Below are 21386 nucleotides of genomic sequence, written 5' to 3' on the forward strand. Positions count from 1 at the left end.
CGGAGAAGTCTCCCCCGGCCCCCGCTACTGCCACCTGAAGGTGCGGATCGCAGTCCACCCGGCGGCGAGGGCCCAGGTGGCGACCGCGCCGAGGTAGGCCCAGGCCGGCCAGTCGCCCCGGGCGGCCTGGTCCAGGGCCTGGGAGGCGGCGCCGAAGGGGGTGGCCTGGACGATGCGGCGGAGCGCGTCGGGCATGGCCTGGACGGGGACCCAGACGCCCGCCGTGAACATCATGGAGAAGTAGACCAGCGAGCCCGCGGTGGCGGCGATCTTCGTCGTACGGGAGAGCGCGCAGATCAGCGAGCCGATGGCGAGGACGCAGCCGACCGCGAGCAGCAGCGCCAGCAGATAGCCGAACGGCTGCTCCGGCAGCCGCACCCCGTAGGCGGTCCGGCCCACGGCCACGACCAGCAGCGCGGAGACGAGCGCGGCCGCGCCGTGCAGCGCGATCTGGGCGCCGAGCAGCGCGGAGGGCCGCACCGGGGTGGTGGACATGCGGCGCAGGATGCCGCGTTCGCGGTAGCCGGTGAGGACGGGCGGCATCGCCTGGAGCCCGGACATGATCAGGGCGAGCAGCACCGCGACGGGCACGTACAGGTCGATGACGCGCCGGCCGCCGAGCCCGTCGTCGTGGGCCCGGAAGGAGGGGACGAGGCCGAGGATCGTCAGGAGCGCGGTCGGGAACACGACGATCCAGAACAGGCTGCCGGGTTCGCGCAGGAAGAGCCGGGTCTCCGCCTTGAGGACGGCGAGCGTCGCGCCCGGAACGGCGGTGCGGGGCGCGGTGGCGGGTGCGGTGGGTGCGGTGTGCGCTGTGGCCATCTCAGGCTGCCCGTTCTGTGCGGCCGGGCCCGTCGGCGGGGCCGGTGAGGTCGAGGAAGGCGTCGTCCAGGGTGGCTTCGGAGACGCGCAGGCGGTGGGCGGTGACGCGGAGCCGGGCGAGCAGCGAGATCACGGCGTTGACGGTCTCGTCGGTGCCGTTGATGACGACCCGGCCGCCCTCGGTCTCGTACGCCACCGCGCCGGGCAGGCCCGCGAGTTCGGCCTCGGGCAGCGGCTCGGAGGGGGTGAAGGAGATGACGGTCGAGCCGTCGGCGCCGGCGACGAGGCCGTCCGGGGTGTCGAGCGCGACGACGCGCCCCCGGTCGATGACGGCGATGCGGTCGCAGAGGCGCTGGGCCTCCTCCATGAAGTGGGTGACGAGTACGACGGTGACGCCGCCGTTCCGGACGTCCTCGATCAGCTGCCAGGTGTCGCGCCGGGCCCTCGGGTCGAGGCCGGTGGTCAGCTCGTCCAGGATGACGACGCGGGGGCGGCCGACGAGGGCGAGCGCGATGGACAGCCGCTGCTTCTGGCCGCCGGAGAGCCGGTGGAAGCGGGTGTCCAGCTTGGCGTCCAGGCCGAGCCGTTCGGCGAGCGGGCGCCAGTCGGCGGGGCGTGGGTAGAAGGCGCTGTACAGGTCCAGGGCCTCGCGTACGGTGATCTTGGTCTGGAGTTCGCTCTCCTGGAGCTGGGTGCCGAGCAGTCCGGTCACCCGGTCGCGGTCGGCGACCGGGTCGAGCCCGGCGACCCGGACGGTGCCCGCGTCCGGGACCCGCAGGCCCGCGACACACTCGACGGTGGTGGTCTTGCCCGCGCCGTTGGGGCCGAGGATCCCGAAGATCTCCCCCTCGTCGACGGCGAAGGAGACCCCGTCGACCACGGGGCGGCCGGCGTAGGACTTGCGCACCCCGTTCGCTTCGATGATTGCCATGGCACCGAGCATCGGCGCGACGGGCCCGCCCCGGTATCGGCCATCGCGCTCGAACCGGCATCGTCCGATCGGTTGATGCCCCGTACGACCCCTAGGGGGAGCGCGTCCGCCGGGGCGCCGGGGCGGGATAAAACCGCGGGACCGATATCCGGACGGACCGTAGGCTCCTCCCTGATGCGCCAGGAACATGTAGAACCCAAGGACCGGTCCGCCGTACGCTCGCTGCTGCGGCTCTGGCCGTACGTGAGGCCGGTACGGGCACGGCTCTTCGGGGCCGCCCTGGTGGCGGTCGTCGCCTCCTGTCTGGGCCTGGTGATCCCGCTCGTCCTGAAGTGGATCGTGGACGGCCCGGTCGCGGACGCGGACCCGGGCGGGGTCTGGCTCGGCGCGCTCTACCTGCTGCTCCTGGGCATCGCCGAGGCGGTGCTGTTCGGGGTGCGGCGGTGGATGGTGGCGCGTCCGCTGGCGGGGGTCGAGGCGTCGATGCGGGCGGACCTCTACCGGCACCTCCAGCGGCTGCCGGTGGCCTTCCACGACCGGTGGCCCTCGGGGCAGTTGCTGTCGCGCGGGACGACGGACCTGATGATGGTCCGGATGTTCCTGGCCTTCCCGCTGACCTTCCTACTGGTCAACACGACCACGATCCTGGCCGGTTTCGTGGTCCTGCTGTTCCAGGAGTGGACGCTCGGCCTGGTGCTGCTCGCCCCCGTGATCCCGCTCGTGATCATCTGCTCGGCCTTCGAGACGAAGTACGCCAAGGTCGCGCGCCGCGCCCAGGACCAGGTCGGCGACCTGACCACGGTGGTCGAGGAGAGCGTCCTCGGCATCCGCATCATCAAGGGCTTCGGCCGCCACCGCAGCCAGTCCGACGCCTTCCGGGCGCTCGCCGGGAAGCTGCGCACCACGGAGCTGGGCAAGGCCCGGCTGCTCGCGTGGATCTGGACCCTGATCACCACGCTGCCCGAGATCGCCATCGGGGCAGCCCTGGTGTTCGGCACGATCGAGGTGGCCGACGGCGGTCTGTCGGCGGGCACCCTGGTCGCCTTCCTCTCCACGGCCCTCGCGCTGCGCTGGCCCGTCGAGTCGATCGGCTTCCTGCTGGCGATGAGCCAGGAGGCGGCGACGGCGACCGAACGGTACTTCGAGGTGATGGACGCCGCGGAGGAGGAGGACACCGGCGGGACGGCCGCCCCCGCGGACCCCGGGGCGGGCGGGATGGTCTTCGAGGGCGTCCGCTTCCGCTATCCCGACGCGGAGGAGGGCTCGGCGCCCGTACTCGACCGCATCGACCTGCACGTCCGGCCCGGCGAGACCATGGCCCTGGTCGGCGCGACCGGGTCCGGCAAGACCACGCTCACCTCGCTGGTGCCCCGGCTGTACGAGGCGACGGCCGGGCGGATCACCCTGGACGGCGAGGACATCACCGCCATGCCGCGTGCCCGGCTGCGGGAGCTGGTGTCGGTGGCGTTCGAGGAGCCGACCCTCTTCTCGGCGAGCGTCGGCGAGAACGTGCTGATGGGCGCCGAGGGGGCCGGCGAGGAGGAGTTGCTGCGGGCGCTCTCGGTCGCCCAGGCCGACTTCGTCCACGAGCTGCCGCACGGCACGGACACGGAGGTCGGCGAGCAGGGCCTGAGCCTCTCCGGCGGCCAGCGCCAGCGCCTCGCCCTGGCCCGGGCGGTGGTGGGCCGGCCGCGCTTCCTGGTCCTGGACGACCCGCTCTCCGCGCTCGACGTGCACACGGAGGCCCTGGTCGAGGCGGCGCTCCGGCAGGTCCTGGCGGAGACCACGGCGGTGGTGGTCGCGCACCGGCCGTCGACCGTGATGCTCGCGGACCGGGTGGCGCTGCTGTCCGGGGGCCGCGTCAGCGCGGTCGGCACCCATCAGGAACTCCTGCGCACCAACGCGGAGTACGCGTGGCTGATGTCGGGCGCGGCGGACGCCCCGGGGCCGTCGGGCGGCGAGCGGGATGAGCCCGTACCGGAGCCCGGCGCGGAGGCGCTACCCGGCACCGGCCTCACCGAACCCCTGGGCGCGAACGCCCCTGCCGAGGAGGGCAGCACCCGATGACCAGCACCACGACCGGACGGCCCGCCGAGCCCTCCGAACCCGCCGACTCCACCGGCTCCGGCAGCTCGGAGGGCCGGGCGGTGCCCGGGGACCCCTTCGACCGGGACGACCTGCCGGCCCCGCGCGGCGCCACCCGGCAGCTGCTCGCCTCGCTGCTGCGGCCGATGCGGGGGCGGGTGGCCGCGTCCGCGCTGGCCATCCTGTTGCAGCAGGCGGCGGTGCAGGCCGGGCCGCTGCTGGTGGCGTACGCCATCGACAGCGGGGTGCCCGCCTTCCGCGAGGACGACTACGGGCCGCTGATCGCCGTGGCGCTGGGCTACGCGCTCTGCTCGGTGGTCGCGGGCGCCCTCCAGTACGCGTTCATCCAGCTGTCCGCGCGGGTCAGCCAGGACGTCCTGCTCGACCTGCGCGGCCGGATCTTCCGCCATGCGCAGGCGCTGAGCGTGGACTTCCACGAGCGGTACACCTCGGGCCGGCTGATCTCGCGGTCCACGACCGACCTGGAGTCGCTGCGGGAGCTGCTGGATGAGGGGCTCCAGGAGCTGATCCACATCGTCCTGTCGTTCGCGTCCATCGCCGTGGTGCTGCTCTGGCTGGACCTGGCCACGGGCGCGGCGGCGGTGGCGTCCTTCCTGCCGCTGTATCTGCTGGTGCGGCTCTACCGGAAGCGCTCCTCGGTGATCTTCGCGGGCCGTTCGACGGCGATCGCCTCGGTCGTCGTGAAGTTCGCGGAGACCATGAACGGCATCCGGCCCGTCCAGGCGTTCCGCCGCGAGCCGGCGAACGACGCGGCGTTCCTGGAGCTGAACACGCGTCACCGGGCGGCCAACGGCGACGCGATGCTGGAGAACGCGCGTTACGTGGTCGGTTCGCGGCTCGTCGCCAACACGGCGGTGGCCGGAATCGTGCTCTGGGGCGCCTACCGGGTCGCGGACGGCGGTCTCGCGCTGGGGGTGCTGGCCGCGGTGGTGCTCTATCTGCGGCGGCTGTACGACCCGATCGACCGGCTCAGCATGTTCCTCAACTCCTTCGAGTCCGCGGCGGCCTCGCTGGCGAAGATCGCCGGGCTGCTGGCCCAGGCGCCGACGGTTCCGGAGGCGCTGGAGCCCCGCGAGCTGCCGGCCAGGGTCGGGGACCGGCCGGGCCGCGAGGTGGTCTTCGACGGGGTGGGCTTCGGATACCGGACGGGCGGCGAGGTGCTGCCCCGGTTCGACCTGACGATCCCGGCGGGCCAGACGGTGGCCGTGGTCGGCTCCACGGGGGCCGGCAAGTCGACGCTCGCCAAGCTGCTGGCCCGGTTCTACGACCCGAGCGCGGGCCGGGTCCTGCTGGACGGCACCGATCTGCGCGACCTGGCCACGCCCGAGCTGCGGCGCGGGGTGGTGATGGTGACCCAGGAGGCGTTCCTGTTCTCCGGGACGGTCGCGGAGAACATCGCGATCGGCCGCCCGGAGGCGGGCCGGGAGGAGATCGAGCGGGCCGCGAAGGCGATCGGCGCCCATGACTTCATCACCGGGCTGCCCGACGGCTACGACACCGACGTACGCAAGCGGGGCGGCCGGATCTCGGCGGGCCAGCGCCAGTTGGTGGCGTTCGCCCGGGCGCTGCTGGCCGACCCGGCGGTGCTGATCCTGGACGAGGCGACCAGTTCGCTGGACATCCCCGGTGAGCGCGCGGTCCAGCAGGCGATGGACACGGTGCTGCACGGCCGCACCGCGGTGGTCATCGCGCACCGGCTCTCGACCGTGGAGGTCGCGGACCGGGTGCTCGTGATGGAGCGGGGGCGGATCGTGGAGGACGGCACCCCGGCCGAACTCGTCGGGGGCACGGGCCGCTTCGCCGGTCTGCACCGGGCCTGGCAGGAGAGCCTGGCCTGACGGCCCCGTGGCACCCCGGCTGTCCGCCCCTTTTGTCCCGGAGGCGGACAGCCGGATCGCGCCACGCCTTCACACCGTCTCGACAGGTGGGAACTTTCCGCTTGTTCACATTCGCGTCGTACTCCGCTCGTACGCCCGCAACCCCGACGCGCCCTGCGCTTTCAGGCGGCACGAGCCCTCCGGGCACCCCTCGGCACCCCCGCGTGACGATTCACGAAACGTCCGCTTAACGAACACGCATCTTCCGGCAACGAACGAATTCCGGCCAAGTTGTTGACGCGGTCCTGACAGGGATGGCCGACTCCTGACACTCTTCACCCCGTTCCGCGCTCTGCTTGCTCTGCCCGGACGGCTCACCCAGCCGCCGGTACCCCCCTCGCAGAAGGAGTCCGCGTGAGATCCACGCACAGCCGTCGTGCCACCGCGACCGGCGCTCTCATAGCCGCAGCCGCTCTCCTCGCCGTAGGCGCCCAGACCGGAGCGGCCTCCGCCGCCCCGGACAACGGCACCGCCAGGACCGCCTCCGCTTCCAAGGCGAACCCCGGCGCCCTCGCCAAGCAGCTCTCGCCCTCGCAGCGGGCCGAGCTGATCCGCGAGGCGAGCGCGAGCACCGCGGCCACCGCGAAGAAGCTCGGTCTCGGGTCCCAGGAGAAGCTCGTCGTCAAGGACGTCGTCCAGGACAACGACGGCACCACGCACACCCGTTACGAGCGCACCTTCGCCGGCCTCCCGGTCCTCGGCGGCGACCTGGTCGTCCAGGAGTCCAAGGCCGGCGCGACCGAGAGCGTCGTCAAGGCGTCCCGCGCCACCGCCGCCCAGCTGAAGGCCGTCGGCACCGTGGCGGACATCGCCCCGGCGGTGGCCACCAAGCAGGCGCTCGGCGCGGCCAAGGCGGCCGGTTCGGACAAGGCCGAGGCCGACAAGGCGCCCCGCAAGGTCGTCTGGATGGCCTCCGGGACGCCGCAGCTGGCGTACGAGACCGTGGTCGGCGGCCTCCAGGAGGACGGCACCCCGAACGCGCTGCACGTCATCACCGACGCCTCCACCGGGGCCAAGCTCTACGAGTGGCAGGCCATCGAGAACGGCGTCGGCAACACCGAGTACAGCGGCCAGGTCACCCTGGGGACCTCCGGGTCCTCCGGCTCGTACAACCTGACCGACACCGCGCGCGGCGGCCACAAGACGTACAACCTGAACCACGGCACGTCCGGCAAGGGCACCCTCTTCTCCGGCGCCGACGACGTCTGGGGAGACGGCAACGGCAGCACCCCGGAGACCGCGGCGGCGGACGCCCACTACGGCGCGGCCGAGACCTGGGACTACTACAAGAACGTCCACGGCCGCAACGGCATCAAGGGCGACGGCGTCGGCGCCTACTCCCGCGTCCACTACGGCAACAACTACGTGAACGCGTTCTGGGACGACAGCTGCTTCTGCATGACGTACGGCGACGGCAGCGGCAACGCCCACCCGCTGACCGCGCTGGACGTGGCGGCCCACGAGATGAGCCACGGCGTCACCTCGAACACGGCCGGCCTGAACTACAGCGGGGAGTCCGGCGGCCTCAACGAGGCGACCAGCGACATCTTCGGCACCGCCGTCGAGTTCTACGCCAACAACGCCACCGACAAGGGTGACTACCTGATCGGTGAGAAGATCGACATCAACGGCGACGGCACGCCGCTGCGCTACCAGGACAAGCCGAGCCGCGACGGCATCTCCCCCGACGCCTGGTACTCGGGCATCGGCAACGTCGACGTGCACTACTCGTCGGGTCCGGCCAACCACTTCTTCTACCTGCTGTCCGAGGGCAGCGGCGCGAAGACCATCAACGGCGTCAGCTACAACTCGCCGACCTCGGACGGCCTGCCGGTGACCGGCATCGGCCGCGCGAAGGCCGAGCAGATCTGGTTCAAGGCGCTCTCCACCAAGTTCACCTCGACCACCAACTACGCGGGCGCCCGTACCGGCACGCTCGCGGTGGCCGGTGAGCTGTACGGCACGACCAGCGCCGAGTACAAGGCCGTCCAGGACGCCTGGGCCGGGATCAACGTCGGTGCGCGCTCCGGCGGCACCGACCCGGACCCCGGCACCGGCACCGTCTTCGAGAACTCCACCGCGGTCTCCATCCCGGACCACGGTTCCGCCGTCACCAGCTCGGTGAACGTCACCGGCCGCACCGGCAAGGCCCCGAGCGCCCTCAAGGTCGGTGTGGACATCACCCACACCTACCGCGGTGACCTGGTCATCGACCTGGTCGCGCCGGACGGCAGCACGTACCGCCTGAAGAACTCGTCCTCCAGCGACTCGGCGGACAACGTCAAGACCACCTACACGGTCAACGCCTCGTCGGAGACCGCCAACGGCACCTGGAAGCTGAAGGTCCAGGACGTCTACAGCGGGGACACCGGGAAGATCAACAGCTTCAAGCTGACCTTCTGACCGTCAGACCGTCTGACCGTCTGACCGGACACGACACGGCCGCCCGGGAGAGGACCCCCTCTCCCGGGCGGCCTTCGTGTGCGGTCAGTTCGGGTTGTCCGCGTGGGTCAGGGTCTCCCAGGCGACGAACAGGTTGTTGGAGCCGGCGGGCCGCTGCCGCTCGGTGAGGGTCTGGGTGTTGGTCATCGCGATGCCCATCCGGTTGTGCAGCGCGTTGAACCCGACCTCGGTGACGGGCCCGAGGCTGTCCTTGAGGCTTCCGCCGCACAGATTGCCCGGGACCGGGTTGCCCACCTGGTACTTGGCGTGCAGCCCGAGCGCGTGGCGCAGCCGCTCGGCGATCTCCGGGTAGAGGTCCTGACCCTGGATCCGGCTGGTCTCGGCGATGTGCGAGATGGCCGAGAGGCCGTATCCGGTGTGGGTGAGGTCGCGGCAGGTCTCCTGGGAGAGCCCGTCCATGAAGGTGGACTGCCCCTGCCAGTACTTGACGATCTTGTCGCGGGTGTCGAGCCCGCTGCCGGGCGCGGTCTTCGGCAGCGCGCCGTCCGCGCTCACATAGATGTACGCGGGCACCCGGCCGCGGAACTTCGCGACCGCCTTGTCGTACGCGGTCCGGTCCTCCAGGAAGACCGCGATGCCGATCGCGGCCTCGGTCATGGACAGCTCCCAGTTGCCGTTGCTGTTCGAGCCGTTGGCGACCTTCGGCAGATAGACGTCGTGCAGCATGGTGGCGAAGCGGCCGGAGTTCGGCCAGGAGTTGTACGTGTACTTGATGATCTCGGCGGCGCGCGGCCAGGAGGAGCCCGCCCAGCCGGTCTGGAGCGGGGCGTTGCTGTTGGTGTGGTCCCTGATCACGGCCGACCAGGCGTCCATGATCTCGATCGCCTTCCGCGCGTAGCGGCTGTCCTGGGTGATGTACCAGGCGAGCGAGAGCGTGTACGCGGCGATGGCGTCCTCGCGCTCGTCGGTGCAGCCGTAGTTGGGGTTGGAGTACGAGCCGCACTCGACGACCGCGCGGGGCTTGGCGGTCCGGCTCAGCGAGGCGTACTTGCTGCCCATCATCTGGTCGTAGGCGCTCTTCCAGGGCTGGGCGCCCGCCTGGACCTTGGCGCGTACGAAGTCGAGCTGGGGGCGGCTGACGAGTACGCCGGGGTGGGTGAAGGCGGCGGGGGCGGCGGCCCGGGCGGGGGCCGGGGTGCCGGTGGGGCCGGCGGATGCGGGGGCCGTGCAGAGGCCGGAGGTGAGGGCCGCGAGGGCGGCGGCGAGGCCGAGGCCGCGGGCGATGGTTCCGGTGCGCATGTGGGGGTGCCTTCCGGTGCGATGTTCATGTATGTGAACGATGGGCCGGTTTGTGAACGCTGCGATGAGTGAGGAACCTAAAGGCATTCCATGGACACGTCAAGGGAGTGTCTTCAGAAAGCGAAGGGCCCGGCACCCGGGAGATCTCTCCGGATGCCGGGCCCAGGGGCCGCCTCCCTCAGCGCAGCAGCACGCCGCCGCCGTCACCCGCGGCCCCGGCCGGCTGCGCGACCAGGCCGAGTTCGGCGCCGTCGGCCAGCAGCCGGTGGGCGGGCAGCACGCGCACGGTGTAGCCGTACGGTCCCGTGCGGTCCAGGGCGAGCGGGCCCTCGTACAGCCAGTGGCCCTCCAGGTCCTGACCGCCCGCCGGCTTCAGCGGGAAGACCTGGGCCTCGGTGATCGCGTCGGACGAGTCGACCCGGCCGGCCACCGCCTGCACCTCCACGTCGTCCGGTGCCAGCGCGCCCAGCGAGACCCGGACCCGCAGCGCCAGCGTGGACCCCAGCTCCGCCGTCGTGCCGGATGCGGTCGGGGTCACCGCCTCCACATGGTCGACGGCCACCCTCGGCCAGGCGGCCCGGACCTTCGCCTTCCAGCCCGCCAGCTCCCGCGCCCGGGGCGCGTCCAGCGAGCGCTGGGCGAGCGCGGCGGGGGCGTACAGCCGCTCGACGTACTCCGCGACCATGCGGTCGGCCAGCACCTTGGGCCCCAGGGTGCCCATCGTGCGCCGGACCATCTCGATCCAGCGGCCGGGCAGCCCCTCGGCCCCGCGTTCGTAGAAGTGCGGGGCGACCCGGTCCTCGATCAGCTCGTACAGGGCATTGGCCTCCAGGTCGTCGCGCCGGTCCTCGTCCAGCGCGCTGCCCTCGGCCGTGGGGATCGCCCAGCCGAAGTCCGGCTCGAACCACTCGTCCCACCAGCCGTCCAGCACGGACAGGTTGAGACAGCCGTTGAGCGCGGCCTTCATCCCGCTCGTGCCGCACGCCTCCAGCGGGCGCAGCGGGTTGTTCAGCCAGACGTCGCAGCCTGGGTAGAGCTTCTGGGCCATCGCCATCCCGTAGTCGGGCAGGAAGACGATGCGGTGCCGGACCCGGGCGTCGTCGGCGAACCTCACCAGCTCCTGGACCAGCCGCTTCCCGCCGTCGTCGGCCGGGTGCGCCTTGCCGGCGACGACGATCTGGACCGGCCGCTCCGGGTGCAGCAGCAGCGCCCGCAGCCGGTCCCGGTCGCGCAGCATCAGCGTCAGCCGCTTGTACGAGGGGACGCGGCGGGCGAAGCCGATGGTGAGGACGTCCGGGTCGAGCACCCCGTCGATCCAGCCGAGTTCGGCGGGCTGGGCGCCCCGGTGGCGCCAGGAGGCGTGCAGCCGCTGCCGGACCTCGGCCACCAGCTGTTCGCGCAGGGTGCGGCGCAGGTCCCAGAGCCGGCGGGCCGGGATGTCCGCGACGGAGTCCCAGCGGCCCGGGGTGCCGCCCGACTCGGCGCGCAGCCGGTAGACCTCGGGGGCGACCCAGGTCGGTGCGTGGACGCCGTTGGTGACGGAGGTGATCGGGACCTCCGGCGCGTCGAAGCCCGGCCAGAGCCCGGCGAACATCTCCCGGCTGACCGCGCCGTGCAGCGTGGAGACGCCGTTGGCGCGCTGGGCGAGCCGCAGCCCCATGACCGCCATGTTGAAGACGCCCGGGTCGCCGCCGGGGTAGGTCTCGGTGCCGAGTTCCAGGACGCGTTCGACGGGGACGCCGGGCAGTTCGCCGTCCTCGCCGAAGTGGCGGGCGACGAGCTCGCGGTCGAACCGGTCGATTCCGGCCGGTACCGGGGTGTGGGTGGTGAAGACGGTGCCGGCCCGGACGGACTCCACCGAGGCGTCGAAATCCAGCCCGTCCGTGGCGAGTTCGCGGATGCGCTCCAGGCCGAGGAAGCCGGCGTGGCCCTCGTTGGTGTGGAAGACCTCGGGGGCGGGGTGGCCGGTGAGCCGGCAGTACGCGCGCACGGCGCGGACGCCGCCGATGCCCAGCAGCATCTCCTGGAGCAGCCGGTGCTCGCTGCCGCCGCCGTACAGCCGGTCGGTGACCTCGCGCTCGCCGGGGGCGTTCTCCTCGACGTCGGAGTCGAGCATGAGCAGGGGGATCCGGCCGACGTGGGCCTGCCAGATCTGGGCGTGCAGGGACCGGCCGCCGGGCAGGTCCAGGACGACCTGGCTGGGGGTGCCGTCGGCCTCTCGGACCAGGGTGAGCGGCAGCTCGTTCGGGTCGAGGACGGGGTAGTGCTCCTGCTGCCAGCCGTCCCGGGACAGGCTCTGCCGGAAGTATCCGTGGCGGTAGAGCAGCCCGACGCCGATGAGGGGCACGCCCAGGTCGCTGGCGGCCTTGAGGTGGTCCCCGGCGAGGATGCCGAGCCCGCCGGAGTACTGCGGCAGGGCGGCGGTCACCCCGAACTCGGGTGAGAAGTAGGCGATGGCTGCGGGGAGCGCGTCGTCCTGGCGGCGCTGCTCCTGGTACCAGCGGGGGTCCTGGAGGTACGCGCGGAGGTCGGCGGACGCCTCGGCGAGCCGGCGCAGGAACGCTTCGTCCCGGGCCAGCTCGGCGAGCCGCCCGGCGGACACGGAGCCGAGCAGGCGTACGGGGTCGCACTCCGCGCCGGAGCCGGCCGCCGGGTCGACGGCCCGGAAGAGCTCGCGGGTCTCGGTGTGCCAGGACCAGCGCAGGTTCCGCGCCAGGTCGCTGAGGGGTTGGAGGGAGTCCGGAAGGACGGGACGCACGGTGAATCGACGAATGGCCTTCACGCATTCCACCTTTACAGGGGACGTACGAATCCGAGCGGGACGCACCTCCATGTGCGCCGCTCCGTCACCCTCGACGGTAGCCGTGTACCCGGCGCGCCCGACACGGGGCGCGGTTTTCCCGTACGCCTCGACCGTCACGGAAGGTTTCACCGGTCCCGTACGTCACAGGCGTTATGGCCGATTCCTTCTCCCCACTCGGTCTTGTGGGCCTCCGCGGCACAGGGAAAGCTGCCGGGTGGCGCCCATTCCCACTCCCCGTACGCCCGAGCAGATGACATATCACCGGATTGGCCCACCACGTTGCGGGGAAAGGCTTCTCCGGCACGCGTGTCTTTCATTCCCCGGCCAACGGCGATCGGTCCCCCGGTTCGTATACGACCTGTTTGGACTGCCATTCGAGTGAACGCGCACAGGAGCGGCCATGCCCACACCCCACCAGTCATCCACGGAGCGGCTAGAAAGGACGCATCCCCACCCTCGCGGCGCGCGCGTTCAGCCTTCGGCGCACGCTGCCCACTCTGCCGATTCCCAGCTCCAGCCCCCAGGTGATTCCATGATCGGTCGCATTCCCGTTCTCGACGTCCATCCGCTCGTCGACTGCGGCAGAAGGCCAGCCAAGGCCGTTGCCGGTGAGACCTTCCAGGTCACCGCGACCGTCTTCCGCGAGGGCCATGACGCGGTGGCCGCCAATGTGGTGCTGCGCAGTCCGAGCGGGCGCCCGGGCCCCTGGACCCCGATGCGCGAGCTGGCGCCGGGCACCGACCGGTGGGGCGCCGAGGTCACCCCGGACGCCGAGGGCCGCTGGACGTACACGGTCGAGGCGTGGAGCGACCCGGTCGCGACCTGGCGCCACGCGGCGGGGATCAAGATCCCGGCGGGCATCGACACCGCGCTGGTCCTCGCCGAGGGCGCCGAGCTGTACGAGCGCGCCGCCGAGGGCGTCCCGAAGCGCGACGGCCGGGAGGCGGTGCTGGCGGCGGTGGACGCGCTGCGCGACGAGTCCCGGCCGGCCGAGGCGCGGCTGGCCGCGGCCCTGGCGCCGGAGGCCCGCGATGCGCTGGACCGCCACCCGCTGCGCGAGCTGGTCACCGCGTCCCGCCCGCACCCGCTGGTGGTCGAGCGCCGGCGCGCCCTGTACGGCTCCTGGTACGAGCTGTTCCCGCGCTCCGAGGGGGCCAGGTACGAGACCCCGAAGCCGCGCAAGGGCCGGGGCGCCAAGGCCGCCGAGCCGCAGCCGCCCCGGCTGGTGAGCGGCACCTTCCGGACGGCGGCCGAGCGGCTTCCGGCGGTCGCCGCGATGGGCTTCGACGTGGTCTACCTGCCGCCGATCCACCCCATCGGCACGACGCACCGCAAGGGCCCGAACAACTCGCTGACCCCGGGCCCCGAGGACGTGGGCGTGCCCTGGGCGATCGGTTCGGCGGACGGCGGGCACGACGCGGTCCACCCGGATCTGGGCACGCTGGAGGACTTCGAGCATTTCGTGGAGACGGCCCGCAACGTGCGTCTCGAAGTGGCCCTGGATTTCGCCCTCCAGTGCTCGCCGGACCATCCGTGGGTGGAGAAGCACCCCGAGTGGTTCCAGCACCGGGCCGACGGTTCGATCGCGTACGCGGAGAATCCGCCGAAGAAATACCAGGACATCTATCCGATCGCCTTCGACAAGGATCTGCCGGGCATCGTCGCGGAGAGCGTCCGCATCCTGCGGTTCTGGATGGACCGGGGCGTGCGGATCTTCCGGGTCGACAATCCGCACACCAAGCCGGTGATCTTCTGGGAGAAGGTCATCGCGGAGATCAACCGCACCGACCCCGATGTGATCTTCCTGGCCGAGGCTTTCACCCGGCCGGCGATGATGCGCACCCTCGGCGCCATCGGGTTCCAGCAGTCGTACACGTATTTCACCTGGCGGAACACCCGTCAGGAACTCACGGATTACGTGACGGAGCTGGCCGGCGAGACCGCCGCGTTCATGCGGCCGAATTTCTTCGTGAACACGCCCGACATCCTTCCGGGATACCTTCAGGAAGGCGGCAGGCCCGCGTTCGAGGCCAGGGCGGTGCTCGCGGCGACCCTCTCCCCCTCCTGGGGGTGTACGCGGGGTTCGAGCTGTGCGAGAACACCCCGATCCACCACGGCAGTGAGGAGTACCGCGACTCGGAGAAGTACGAGATCCGGCCCAGGGACTGGGAAGCCGCAGAGCGCGAGGGCCGTTCGCTCGCCCCGCTCATCACCTCGCTCAACCGGATCAGGCGCCGCCACCCGGCCCTGCAGCAGCTGCGCGACGTGCACTTCCACGCGTCGGACAACGACGCGGTGATCGCGTACAGCAAGCGTTCCGGTTCGAACATCCTTCTGGTGGTCGTCAACCTCGACCCGCACCACACCCAGGAGGCGACCGTCTCGTTGGACATGCCGCAACTCGGCCTCGACCGGCACGAGAGCGTGCCGGTGCGCGACGAGCTCACCGGCAGTTCCTATCACTGGGGCAGGACGTTCTATGTGCGCCTAGAGCCGGGCGTCACGCCCGCGCACATCGCCGTCCTGCGACCGTCCCCGCCGACCGGAGGGTCACCCACACCATGATCGTCAATGAGCCCGTCCACGACACGTTCGAGGACACCCCGGCCAAGGACCGCGATCCCGACTGGTTCAAGCGTGCCGTCTTCTACGAGGTGCTCGTCCGGTCCTTCCAGGACTCCAACGGCGACGGCATCGGAGACCTGAAGGGGCTCACCGCCAAGCTCGACTACCTCCAGTGGCTGGGGGTCGACTGCCTCTGGCTGCCGCCGTTCTTCAAGTCACCGCTGCGCGACGGCGGTTACGACGTCTCCGACTACACCGCCGTACTGCCGGAGTTCGGCGACCTCGCCGACTTCGTGGAGTTCGTGGACGCCGCGCACCAGCGCGGCATGCGCGTGATCATCGACTTCGTCATGAACCACACGAGCGACCAGCACGAGTGGTTCCAGCAGTCCCGGACCGACCCCGACGGGCCGTACGGCGACTACTACGTCTGGGCCGACGACGACAAGCAGTTCCCGGACGCCCGGATCATCTTCGTGGACACCGAGTCGTCCAACTGGACCTTCGACCCGGTGCGCAAGCAGTACTACTGGCACCGGTTCTTCTCGCACCAGCCCGATCTCAACTACGAGAACCCGGCGGTGCAGGAGGAGATCATCTCCGCGCTCCGCTTCTGGCTGGACCTGGGCATCGACGGCTTCCGGGTCGACGCGGTGCCGTACCTCTACCAGCGCGAGGGCACCAACTGCGAGAACCTCCCCGAGACCCACAACTTCCTCAAGCGGGTCCGCAAGGAGATCGACGCCAACTACCCCGACACGGTCCTGCTCGCCGAGGCCAACCAGTGGCCCGAGGACGTGGTCGACTACTTCGGGGACTACCAGTCCGGCGGGGACGAGTGCCACATGGCGTTCCACTTCCCCGTGATGCCGCGCATCTTCATGGCCGTACGGCGCGAGAGCCGCTACCCGGTCTCCGAAATCCTGGCGAAGACCCCGGCGATCCCGGACAACTGCCAGTGGGGCATCTTCCTGCGCAACCACGACGAGCTGACGCTCGAAATGGTGACGGACGAAGAGCGCGACTACATGTACGCGGAGTACGCCAAGGACCCGAGGATGCGGGCCAACATCGGCATCCGCCGCCGGCTGGCGCCGCTGCTGGACAACGACCGCAACCAGATCGAGCTGTTCACCGCCCTGCTGCTCTCGCTGCCGGGCTCCCCGATCCTCTACTACGGGGACGAGATCGGGATGGGCGACAACATCTGGCTGGGCGACCGGGACGCCGTACGCACCCCGATGCAGTGGACGCCCGACCGCAACGCGGGCTTCTCCTCCAGCGATCCGGGGCGGCTCTACCTCCCCACGATCATGGACCCGGTCTACGGCTACCAGGTCACCAACGTCGAGGCGTCGATGGCCTCCCCGTCCTCGCTGCTCCACTGGACCCGGCGGATGATCGAGATCCGCAAGCAGAACCCCGCGTTCGGCCTCGGCACGTACAACGAACTGCCGTCGTCGAACCCGGCCGTGCTCGCCTTCACCCGGGAGCACGGGGACGACCTCGTGCTGTGCGTCCACAACTTCTCCCGGTTCGCACAGCCGACGGAGCTCGACCTCAGGTCCTTCAACGGGCGTCATCCGGTGGAGCTGATCGGCGGGGTGCGCTTCCCCGCCATCGGTCAGTGGCCCTACCTGCTGACTCTCGCGGGACACGGCTTCTACTGGTTCCGGCTGCGCAAGGACGCGCCGCCGAGCTGACGCGCGAGGCCACCGGCGGGGCGGTTTCCACCGTCCCGCACGGGGCACTCGCCCCCATACCGGGTGGTTCAGGAAGCTTCCTGGACCCTCCTGGCGTTTCGATCACCTCATGTCGAGTCCGTACGGCTCATCCTGACCCGACACGTCCCGCACAGCCGGACAGCCAATGCCGCAATCCGGGACACTCTTCGCATCCTGTGGTGTGCCCGGGGAAAGGACGCGATGCCATGTCGGAGGCTGCATCCGCTCAGGTCACCCTGGCGAACAGCACAGCCCTGATTCCGTCTCTCGGACCGCTGCTCCACGAATGGCTGCCCCGGCAGCGGTGGTTCGCGGGCAAGGGACGGTCCATCACCGCCTTCTCGCTCGTCTCGGCCACCGAAATACTGCCGGTGGACGGCGGCGACGGCGCCACCCCCGGGCTCCTGCACCTGCTGGTGCGGGTCCACCAGCCCGGGATGCCCGACCAGCCCCCCGTGGACTGCTACCAGCTGCTCCTCGGGGTGCGCTCCGCGCTGCCCCAGCACCTCGCGCCCGCCGCCATCGGCCGGGTGCCCGACGGACCGCTGGCCGGGCTCGCGGTCTACGACGGGCTGCACGACGCGCGCCTCGCCTCGCTGCTGCTGGAACGATTGCGCACCCCCGGCCGGCTCGGCGCGGTCCGCTTCGACCGGGGCGCGGACCCGATCCCGGAGGACCTGCCGCCCCGGGTGCTGGACACCGAGCAGTCCAACTCCTCGCTGGTGTACGGCAACGCGTACATCCTGAAGATCTTCCGCCGGGTCTTCCCGGGCACCAACCCGGACCTGGAACTGCCGCTCGCGCTCTCCCGCGAGGGGTGCGGGCGGGTCCCGGCGCCGGTCGCCTGGTTCGAGGCGGCGACGCCGGAGCGGCTGACCCTCGGGGTGCTCCAGCCCTTCCTGCGCGGCGCCCAGGACGGCTGGCAGCTCGCCCTGCGCGCCCTCGCCACCGGGCACGACTTCCTGGACGAGGCGAGGGCGCTCGGCCGGGCCACCGCCGAGGTGCACACCGCGCTCGCCGCCGCCCTGCCCACCCCGGTGCTCCGCCGCTCCCAGACCGACGAGCTGGCCGCCGCCATGGTGGAGCGCCTGGAGGCCGCAGCCCACGCGGTCCCGGAGCTGGTCCCGTACGTCCCCGGGCTGCGCACCGCCTTCGACGCGGTCGCCGCGCTCGGGCACCGGGGCCGCAGCTGGGCCGCCCAGCGGGTGCACGGCGACCTCCACCTCGGCCAGACCCTGCGCGGCGCCGACGGGTTCTGGTCGCTGATCGACTTCGAGGGCGAGCCGGCCCGGCCGCTCCCGGAGCGCCGCAGCCCGCAGCCCCCGGTGCGCGATGTCGCCGGGATGCTGCGCTCCTTCGACTACGCGGCCCGCTCGCACCGGCCCTGGAAGCCCGAGTGGGCCGCCCGCTGCCGGGACGCCTACTGCGACGGCTACGCCGAGGCGGCGGGCACCGACCCGCGCGCCGAGCCGGAGCTGCTGCGCGCCCACGAGACCGACAAGGCGGTGTACGAGGTGCTGTACGAGGCCCGGCACCGGCCCGACTGGCTGCCGGTCCCCATGGCCGCGATCCACCGCCTGGCCTCGGCCTCCGGCTGAGGATGCCCCGCCCCCCGTACCGCCCCGCCAACACCCCGAGGAGGCAGTCCCTGTGACCGCCCGCAAGCCGTCCCGCAAGTCCGAGCCCGCCGCGCCCGCCGCCGAGCTGCCGCTCGCCGAGGAGCCGATCGCCGCCACCCTGTCCTCGCCGACGGCCGGGCCGCCCGCGAAGAAGCGCGCCCCGAAGAAGGCCGCCGCGACGGGGGCCGCCGCCGCCGCGCCGAAGCGCGCGAAGAAGGCCGCCGCGCCGCCCAAGCCCCGCAGCGCGGGCAGTCAGGAGCTGCGTCCGGCCACCCCGCTGCACGACGCCGACCGGGGCAGGCTGCTGGCCGGCGAGCACCACGACCCGCACGGCCTGCTGGGCGCGCACCAGGTGGGCGACGGGGTGGAGATCCGGGTGCTGCGCCCGTTCGCCCGGTCGGTCACCGTGCTCGCGAAGGGGCTGCGGGCGCCGCTGCACAGCGACGGGGACGGGCTGTTCTCCGGGGTGCTGCCGCTGCCCTCGGTGCCGGAGTACCGGCTGCTGGTGGCGTACGAGGACAACGAGATCGAGGTCCACGACCCGTACCGCTTCCTGCCCGCGCTCGGGGAGCTGGATCTGCACCTGATCCGCGAGGGCCGGCACGAGGAGCTGTGGACCGCGCTCGGGGCGCGGCCGATGGAGCACCAGGGCGTCGCCGGGACGCGGTTCACGGTGTGGGCGCCGAACGCCCGGGGCGTGCGGGTGTGCGGTGACTTCAACTACTGGGACGGCACGGGCTTCCCGATGCGGTCGCTGGGCTCGTCCGGGGTGTGGGAGCTGTTCCTGCCGGGGACCGGGGAGGGCGCGCTGTACAAGTTCGACATCTGCCGCCCCGACGGTTCGCACACGATGCGCTCGGACCCGATGGCCCGGCACACCGAGGTGCCGCCCGCCACCGCCTCGGTGGTGACGGCCGCGCACCATGAGTGGCGGGACCAGGAGTGGATGGCGAAGCGCGGGAGCGTGCCGGTGCACGAGGCGCCGTTCTCGGTGTACGAGGTGCACCTGCCGTCCTGGCGGCCCGGTCTCTCGTACCGGCAGCTGGCGGAGCAACTGCCCGCGTACGTCAAGGAGCTGGGCTTCACGCACGTCGAGCTGATGCCGGTGTCGGAGCACCCCTTCGGCGGCTCCTGGGGCTACCAGGTCACCGGGTTCTACGCGCCGACCTCCCGAATGGGCTCGCCGGACGACTTCCGCTTCCTGGTGGACGCGCTGCACCGGGCCGGGATCGGCGTGATCATGGACTGGGTGCCGGCGCACTTCCCGCGCGACGACTGGGCGCTCGCGGAGTTCGACGGGCGGCCGCTGTACGAGCACGAGGACCCGAGGCGGGCCGCGCACCCGGACTGGGGGACGCTGGAGTTCGACTACGGGCGCGCCGAGGTGCGCAACTTCCTGGTCGCCAACGCCACGTACTGGTGCGAGCAGTTCCACATCGACGGGCTGCGGGTGGACGCGGTGGCCTCGATGCTCTACCTGGACTACTCGCGCGAGGACGGCCAGTGGTCGCCCAACGAGTTCGGCGGGCGGGAGAACCTGGACGCGGTCTCCTTCCTCCAGGAGATGAACGCCACGGTCTACCGGCGCAATCCGGGCGTGGTCACCATCGCCGAGGAGTCCACGGCCTGGGAGGGCGTGACCCGGGCGACCGACCACGGCGGGCTCGGCTTCGGGCTGAAGTGGAACATGGGCTGGATGCACGACTCGCTGGTGTACGTCTCCAAGGAGCCGGTGCACCGCAAGTACCACCACAACGAGATGACGTTCTCGATGGTGTACGCGTACAGCGAGAACTACGTGCTGCCGATCTCGCACGACGAGGTGGTGCACGGCAAGCAGGCGCTGGTCTCCAAGATGCCCGGCGACTGGTGGCAGCAGCGCGCCAACCACCGCGCGTACCTGGGCTTCATGTGGGCCCACCCGGGCAAGCAACTGCTGTTCATGGGGCAGGAGTTCGCACAGGGCGCGGAGTGGTCGGAGGGCCACGGCCCGGACTGGTGGCTGCTGGACCCGGCGTACGAGGCGTCCGGCGACCACCGCGGGGTGCGGGAGCTGGTCGGCGACCTCAACAAGGTGTACGGGGCGACGCCCGCGCTCTGGCAGCGCGACACCCGTCCGGAGGGCTTCGCCTGGGTGGACGGGGGCGCGGCGGAGGACAACGTGTTCGCGTTCCTGCGCCACGACGCGAAGGGGGCGCCGCTGCTGGCGGTCTCCAACTTCTCACCGGTGGTGCGGCACGACTACCGGCTCGGGGTGCCGGAGGGCCCCCGGCTGTGGGCGGAGGTTCTGAACACGGACGAGGCCCGGTACGGGGGGAGCGATGTGCGCAACGAGGAGCCGCTGAAGCCGGAGGACGTGCCGTCGCACGGCAGGCCGTCGAGCGTGTCGCTGACGCTGCCGCCGCTGGCGACGGTGTGGTTCAAGCCGGCGTGACGCGGTGACGCGACGAGGGGCGGGGTCCGGTGGCCCCGCCCCTCGGGCGGTTCAGAGCACGTCCTCCAGCTCTTGGAGCAGCCGCCGCTTCGGGCGGGCGCCGACCATGGACTTCACCGGTTCGCCGTCCCGGAACACCATCAGGGTCGGCATCGAGAGGACGCCGTACCGGGTGCTGATCCCCGGGTTGCGGTCGACGTCGATCTGGACGACGCGGAGCCGTTCGCGCTCCTCGTCGGCGATGGCGCCCAGGACCGGGGCGAGCTGGCGGCAGGGGCCGCACCAGTCGGCGGTGAACTCCACCAGGACGGGCCGGGTCTCCCCCCGCACCTCGGTGTCGAAGGTCTCGTCGGTGAGCTCGTCGACACCCGTTACGTGGATCATCAGTCATCCTCCCAGTTCGCAGCGTGGTTCGGGGCCGCCGGGCAGGTCGGCGGACACCTCCAGCTCGGCGCGGGCCAGCTGGGCGCCCACCTCCGTGCGGACGGCCCGAAGCTGCTCGATGAGCCGGTCCAGCTCGCCGAGCTTGCGCCGGTAGACGGCGAGCGAGGCGGGGCAGGCGTCCCCGGCGGGGTGCCCGGCGCGCAGGCACTCCACGAAGGGCCGGGTCTCCTCCAGGTCGAACCCGAAGTCCTGGAGGGTCCGGATCTGCTGGAGCAGCCTGAGGTCGCTCTCGTCGTACGTGCGGTAGCCGTTCACCGCGCGCCGTGCGGGCAGCAGCCCGCGCGACTCGTAGTAGCGCAGCGTCCGCGTCGTCGTCCCGGCCCGTTCGGCCAGCTCCCCGATTCGCATGCCGCGACCGT

At 71.7% G+C, this 21386-nt stretch carries 12 protein-coding genes and 1 pseudogene; 7 read left to right on the forward strand and 6 right to left on the reverse strand.

Going from position 1 to position 21386, the window contains the following annotated elements; translation table 11 throughout:
- Window positions 1–24: 24 nt before the first annotated feature.
- Entirely contained in the window at window positions 25–822 is a 798-nt protein-coding gene (locus tag NEH16_RS09305; RefSeq protein ID WP_265540978.1) for an ABC transporter permease, read from the reverse strand.
- 1 nt (window position 823) lies between these two features.
- Entirely contained in the window at window positions 824–1753 is a 930-nt protein-coding gene (locus NEH16_RS09310) for an ABC transporter ATP-binding protein (RefSeq protein ID WP_265540980.1), read from the reverse strand.
- 174 nt (window positions 1754–1927) lie between these two features.
- Between NEH16_RS09310 and NEH16_RS09315 the strand changes: the two genes are divergently transcribed.
- The 3 genes from NEH16_RS09315 to NEH16_RS09325 all read left to right on the forward strand — a co-directional run bounded on the left by NEH16_RS09315 (window position 1928) and on the right by NEH16_RS09325 (window position 8139).
- A complete protein-coding gene (locus NEH16_RS09315; RefSeq protein ID WP_265540983.1) occupies window positions 1928–3820 on the forward strand; it encodes an ABC transporter ATP-binding protein in 1893 nt (630 codons plus the stop codon).
- Window positions 3817–5697: an ABC transporter ATP-binding protein gene (locus tag NEH16_RS09320; RefSeq protein WP_265540985.1), complete on the forward strand. Its 1881-nt coding sequence runs from the start codon at window positions 3817–3819 to the stop codon at window positions 5695–5697. Before NEH16_RS09315 ends, NEH16_RS09320 begins: the two co-directional genes overlap by 4 nt.
- 393 nt (window positions 5698–6090) lie before the next feature.
- A complete protein-coding gene (locus tag NEH16_RS09325) occupies window positions 6091–8139 on the forward strand; it encodes a M4 family metallopeptidase (RefSeq protein ID WP_265540987.1) in 2049 nt (682 codons plus the stop codon).
- Between the two features lie 84 nt (window positions 8140–8223).
- Here the strand turns inward: NEH16_RS09325 and NEH16_RS09330 are convergent, their stop codons facing one another.
- Together NEH16_RS09330 and glgP are read right to left on the reverse strand one after the other, a co-directional pair.
- Window positions 8224–9438 (reverse strand): alginate lyase family protein, encoded by a 1215-nt coding sequence (locus NEH16_RS09330; protein WP_265540989.1) that lies wholly within the window; start codon window positions 9436–9438, stop codon window positions 8224–8226.
- A gap of 178 nt (window positions 9439–9616) precedes the next feature.
- Complete coding sequence (gene glgP, locus NEH16_RS09335) at window positions 9617–12220, reverse strand: alpha-glucan family phosphorylase (protein WP_265540991.1); 2604 nt, start codon at window positions 12218–12220, stop codon at window positions 9617–9619.
- Window positions 12221–12773: 553 nt separating this feature from the next.
- Between glgP and NEH16_RS09340 the strand changes: the two are divergent.
- The 4 genes and pseudogenes from NEH16_RS09340 (at window position 12774) to glgB (ending at window position 20583) form a co-directional block, all read left to right on the forward strand.
- Window positions 12774–14806, forward strand: a pseudogene (locus NEH16_RS09340) (maltotransferase domain-containing protein).
- On the forward strand, window positions 14803–16509 hold the full coding sequence (treS, locus tag NEH16_RS09345) for a maltose alpha-D-glucosyltransferase (protein WP_073963866.1): 1707 nt from the start codon (window positions 14803–14805) through the stop codon (window positions 16507–16509). Before NEH16_RS09340 ends, treS begins: the two are co-directional and overlap by 4 nt.
- A 227-nt stretch (window positions 16510–16736) precedes the next feature.
- A complete protein-coding gene (locus NEH16_RS09350) occupies window positions 16737–18128 on the forward strand; it encodes a maltokinase N-terminal cap-like domain-containing protein (RefSeq protein WP_073963867.1) in 1392 nt (463 codons plus the stop codon).
- A gap of 52 nt (window positions 18129–18180) precedes the next feature.
- Window positions 18181–20583: a 1,4-alpha-glucan branching enzyme gene (gene glgB / locus NEH16_RS09355; protein WP_265540996.1), complete on the forward strand. Its 2403-nt coding sequence runs from the start codon at window positions 18181–18183 to the stop codon at window positions 20581–20583.
- 51 nt (window positions 20584–20634) lie between these two features.
- On the opposite strand, the gene trxA is transcribed toward glgB, so the two are convergent.
- Window positions 20635–20967, reverse strand: coding sequence for a thioredoxin (trxA, locus tag NEH16_RS09360; protein ID WP_265540997.1), 333 nt, complete (start codon window positions 20965–20967; stop codon window positions 20635–20637).
- A 3-nt stretch (window positions 20968–20970) separates the two neighbouring features.
- Complete coding sequence (locus NEH16_RS09365) at window positions 20971–21375, reverse strand: MerR family transcriptional regulator (protein ID WP_265540999.1); 405 nt, start codon at window positions 21373–21375, stop codon at window positions 20971–20973.
- Window positions 21376–21386: the final 11 nt, after the last annotated feature.

Origin of the sequence: Streptomyces drozdowiczii (assembly GCF_026167665.1) — a bacterium.
Lineage (GTDB): Bacteria > Actinomycetota > Actinomycetes > Streptomycetales > Streptomycetaceae > Streptomyces > Streptomyces drozdowiczii_A.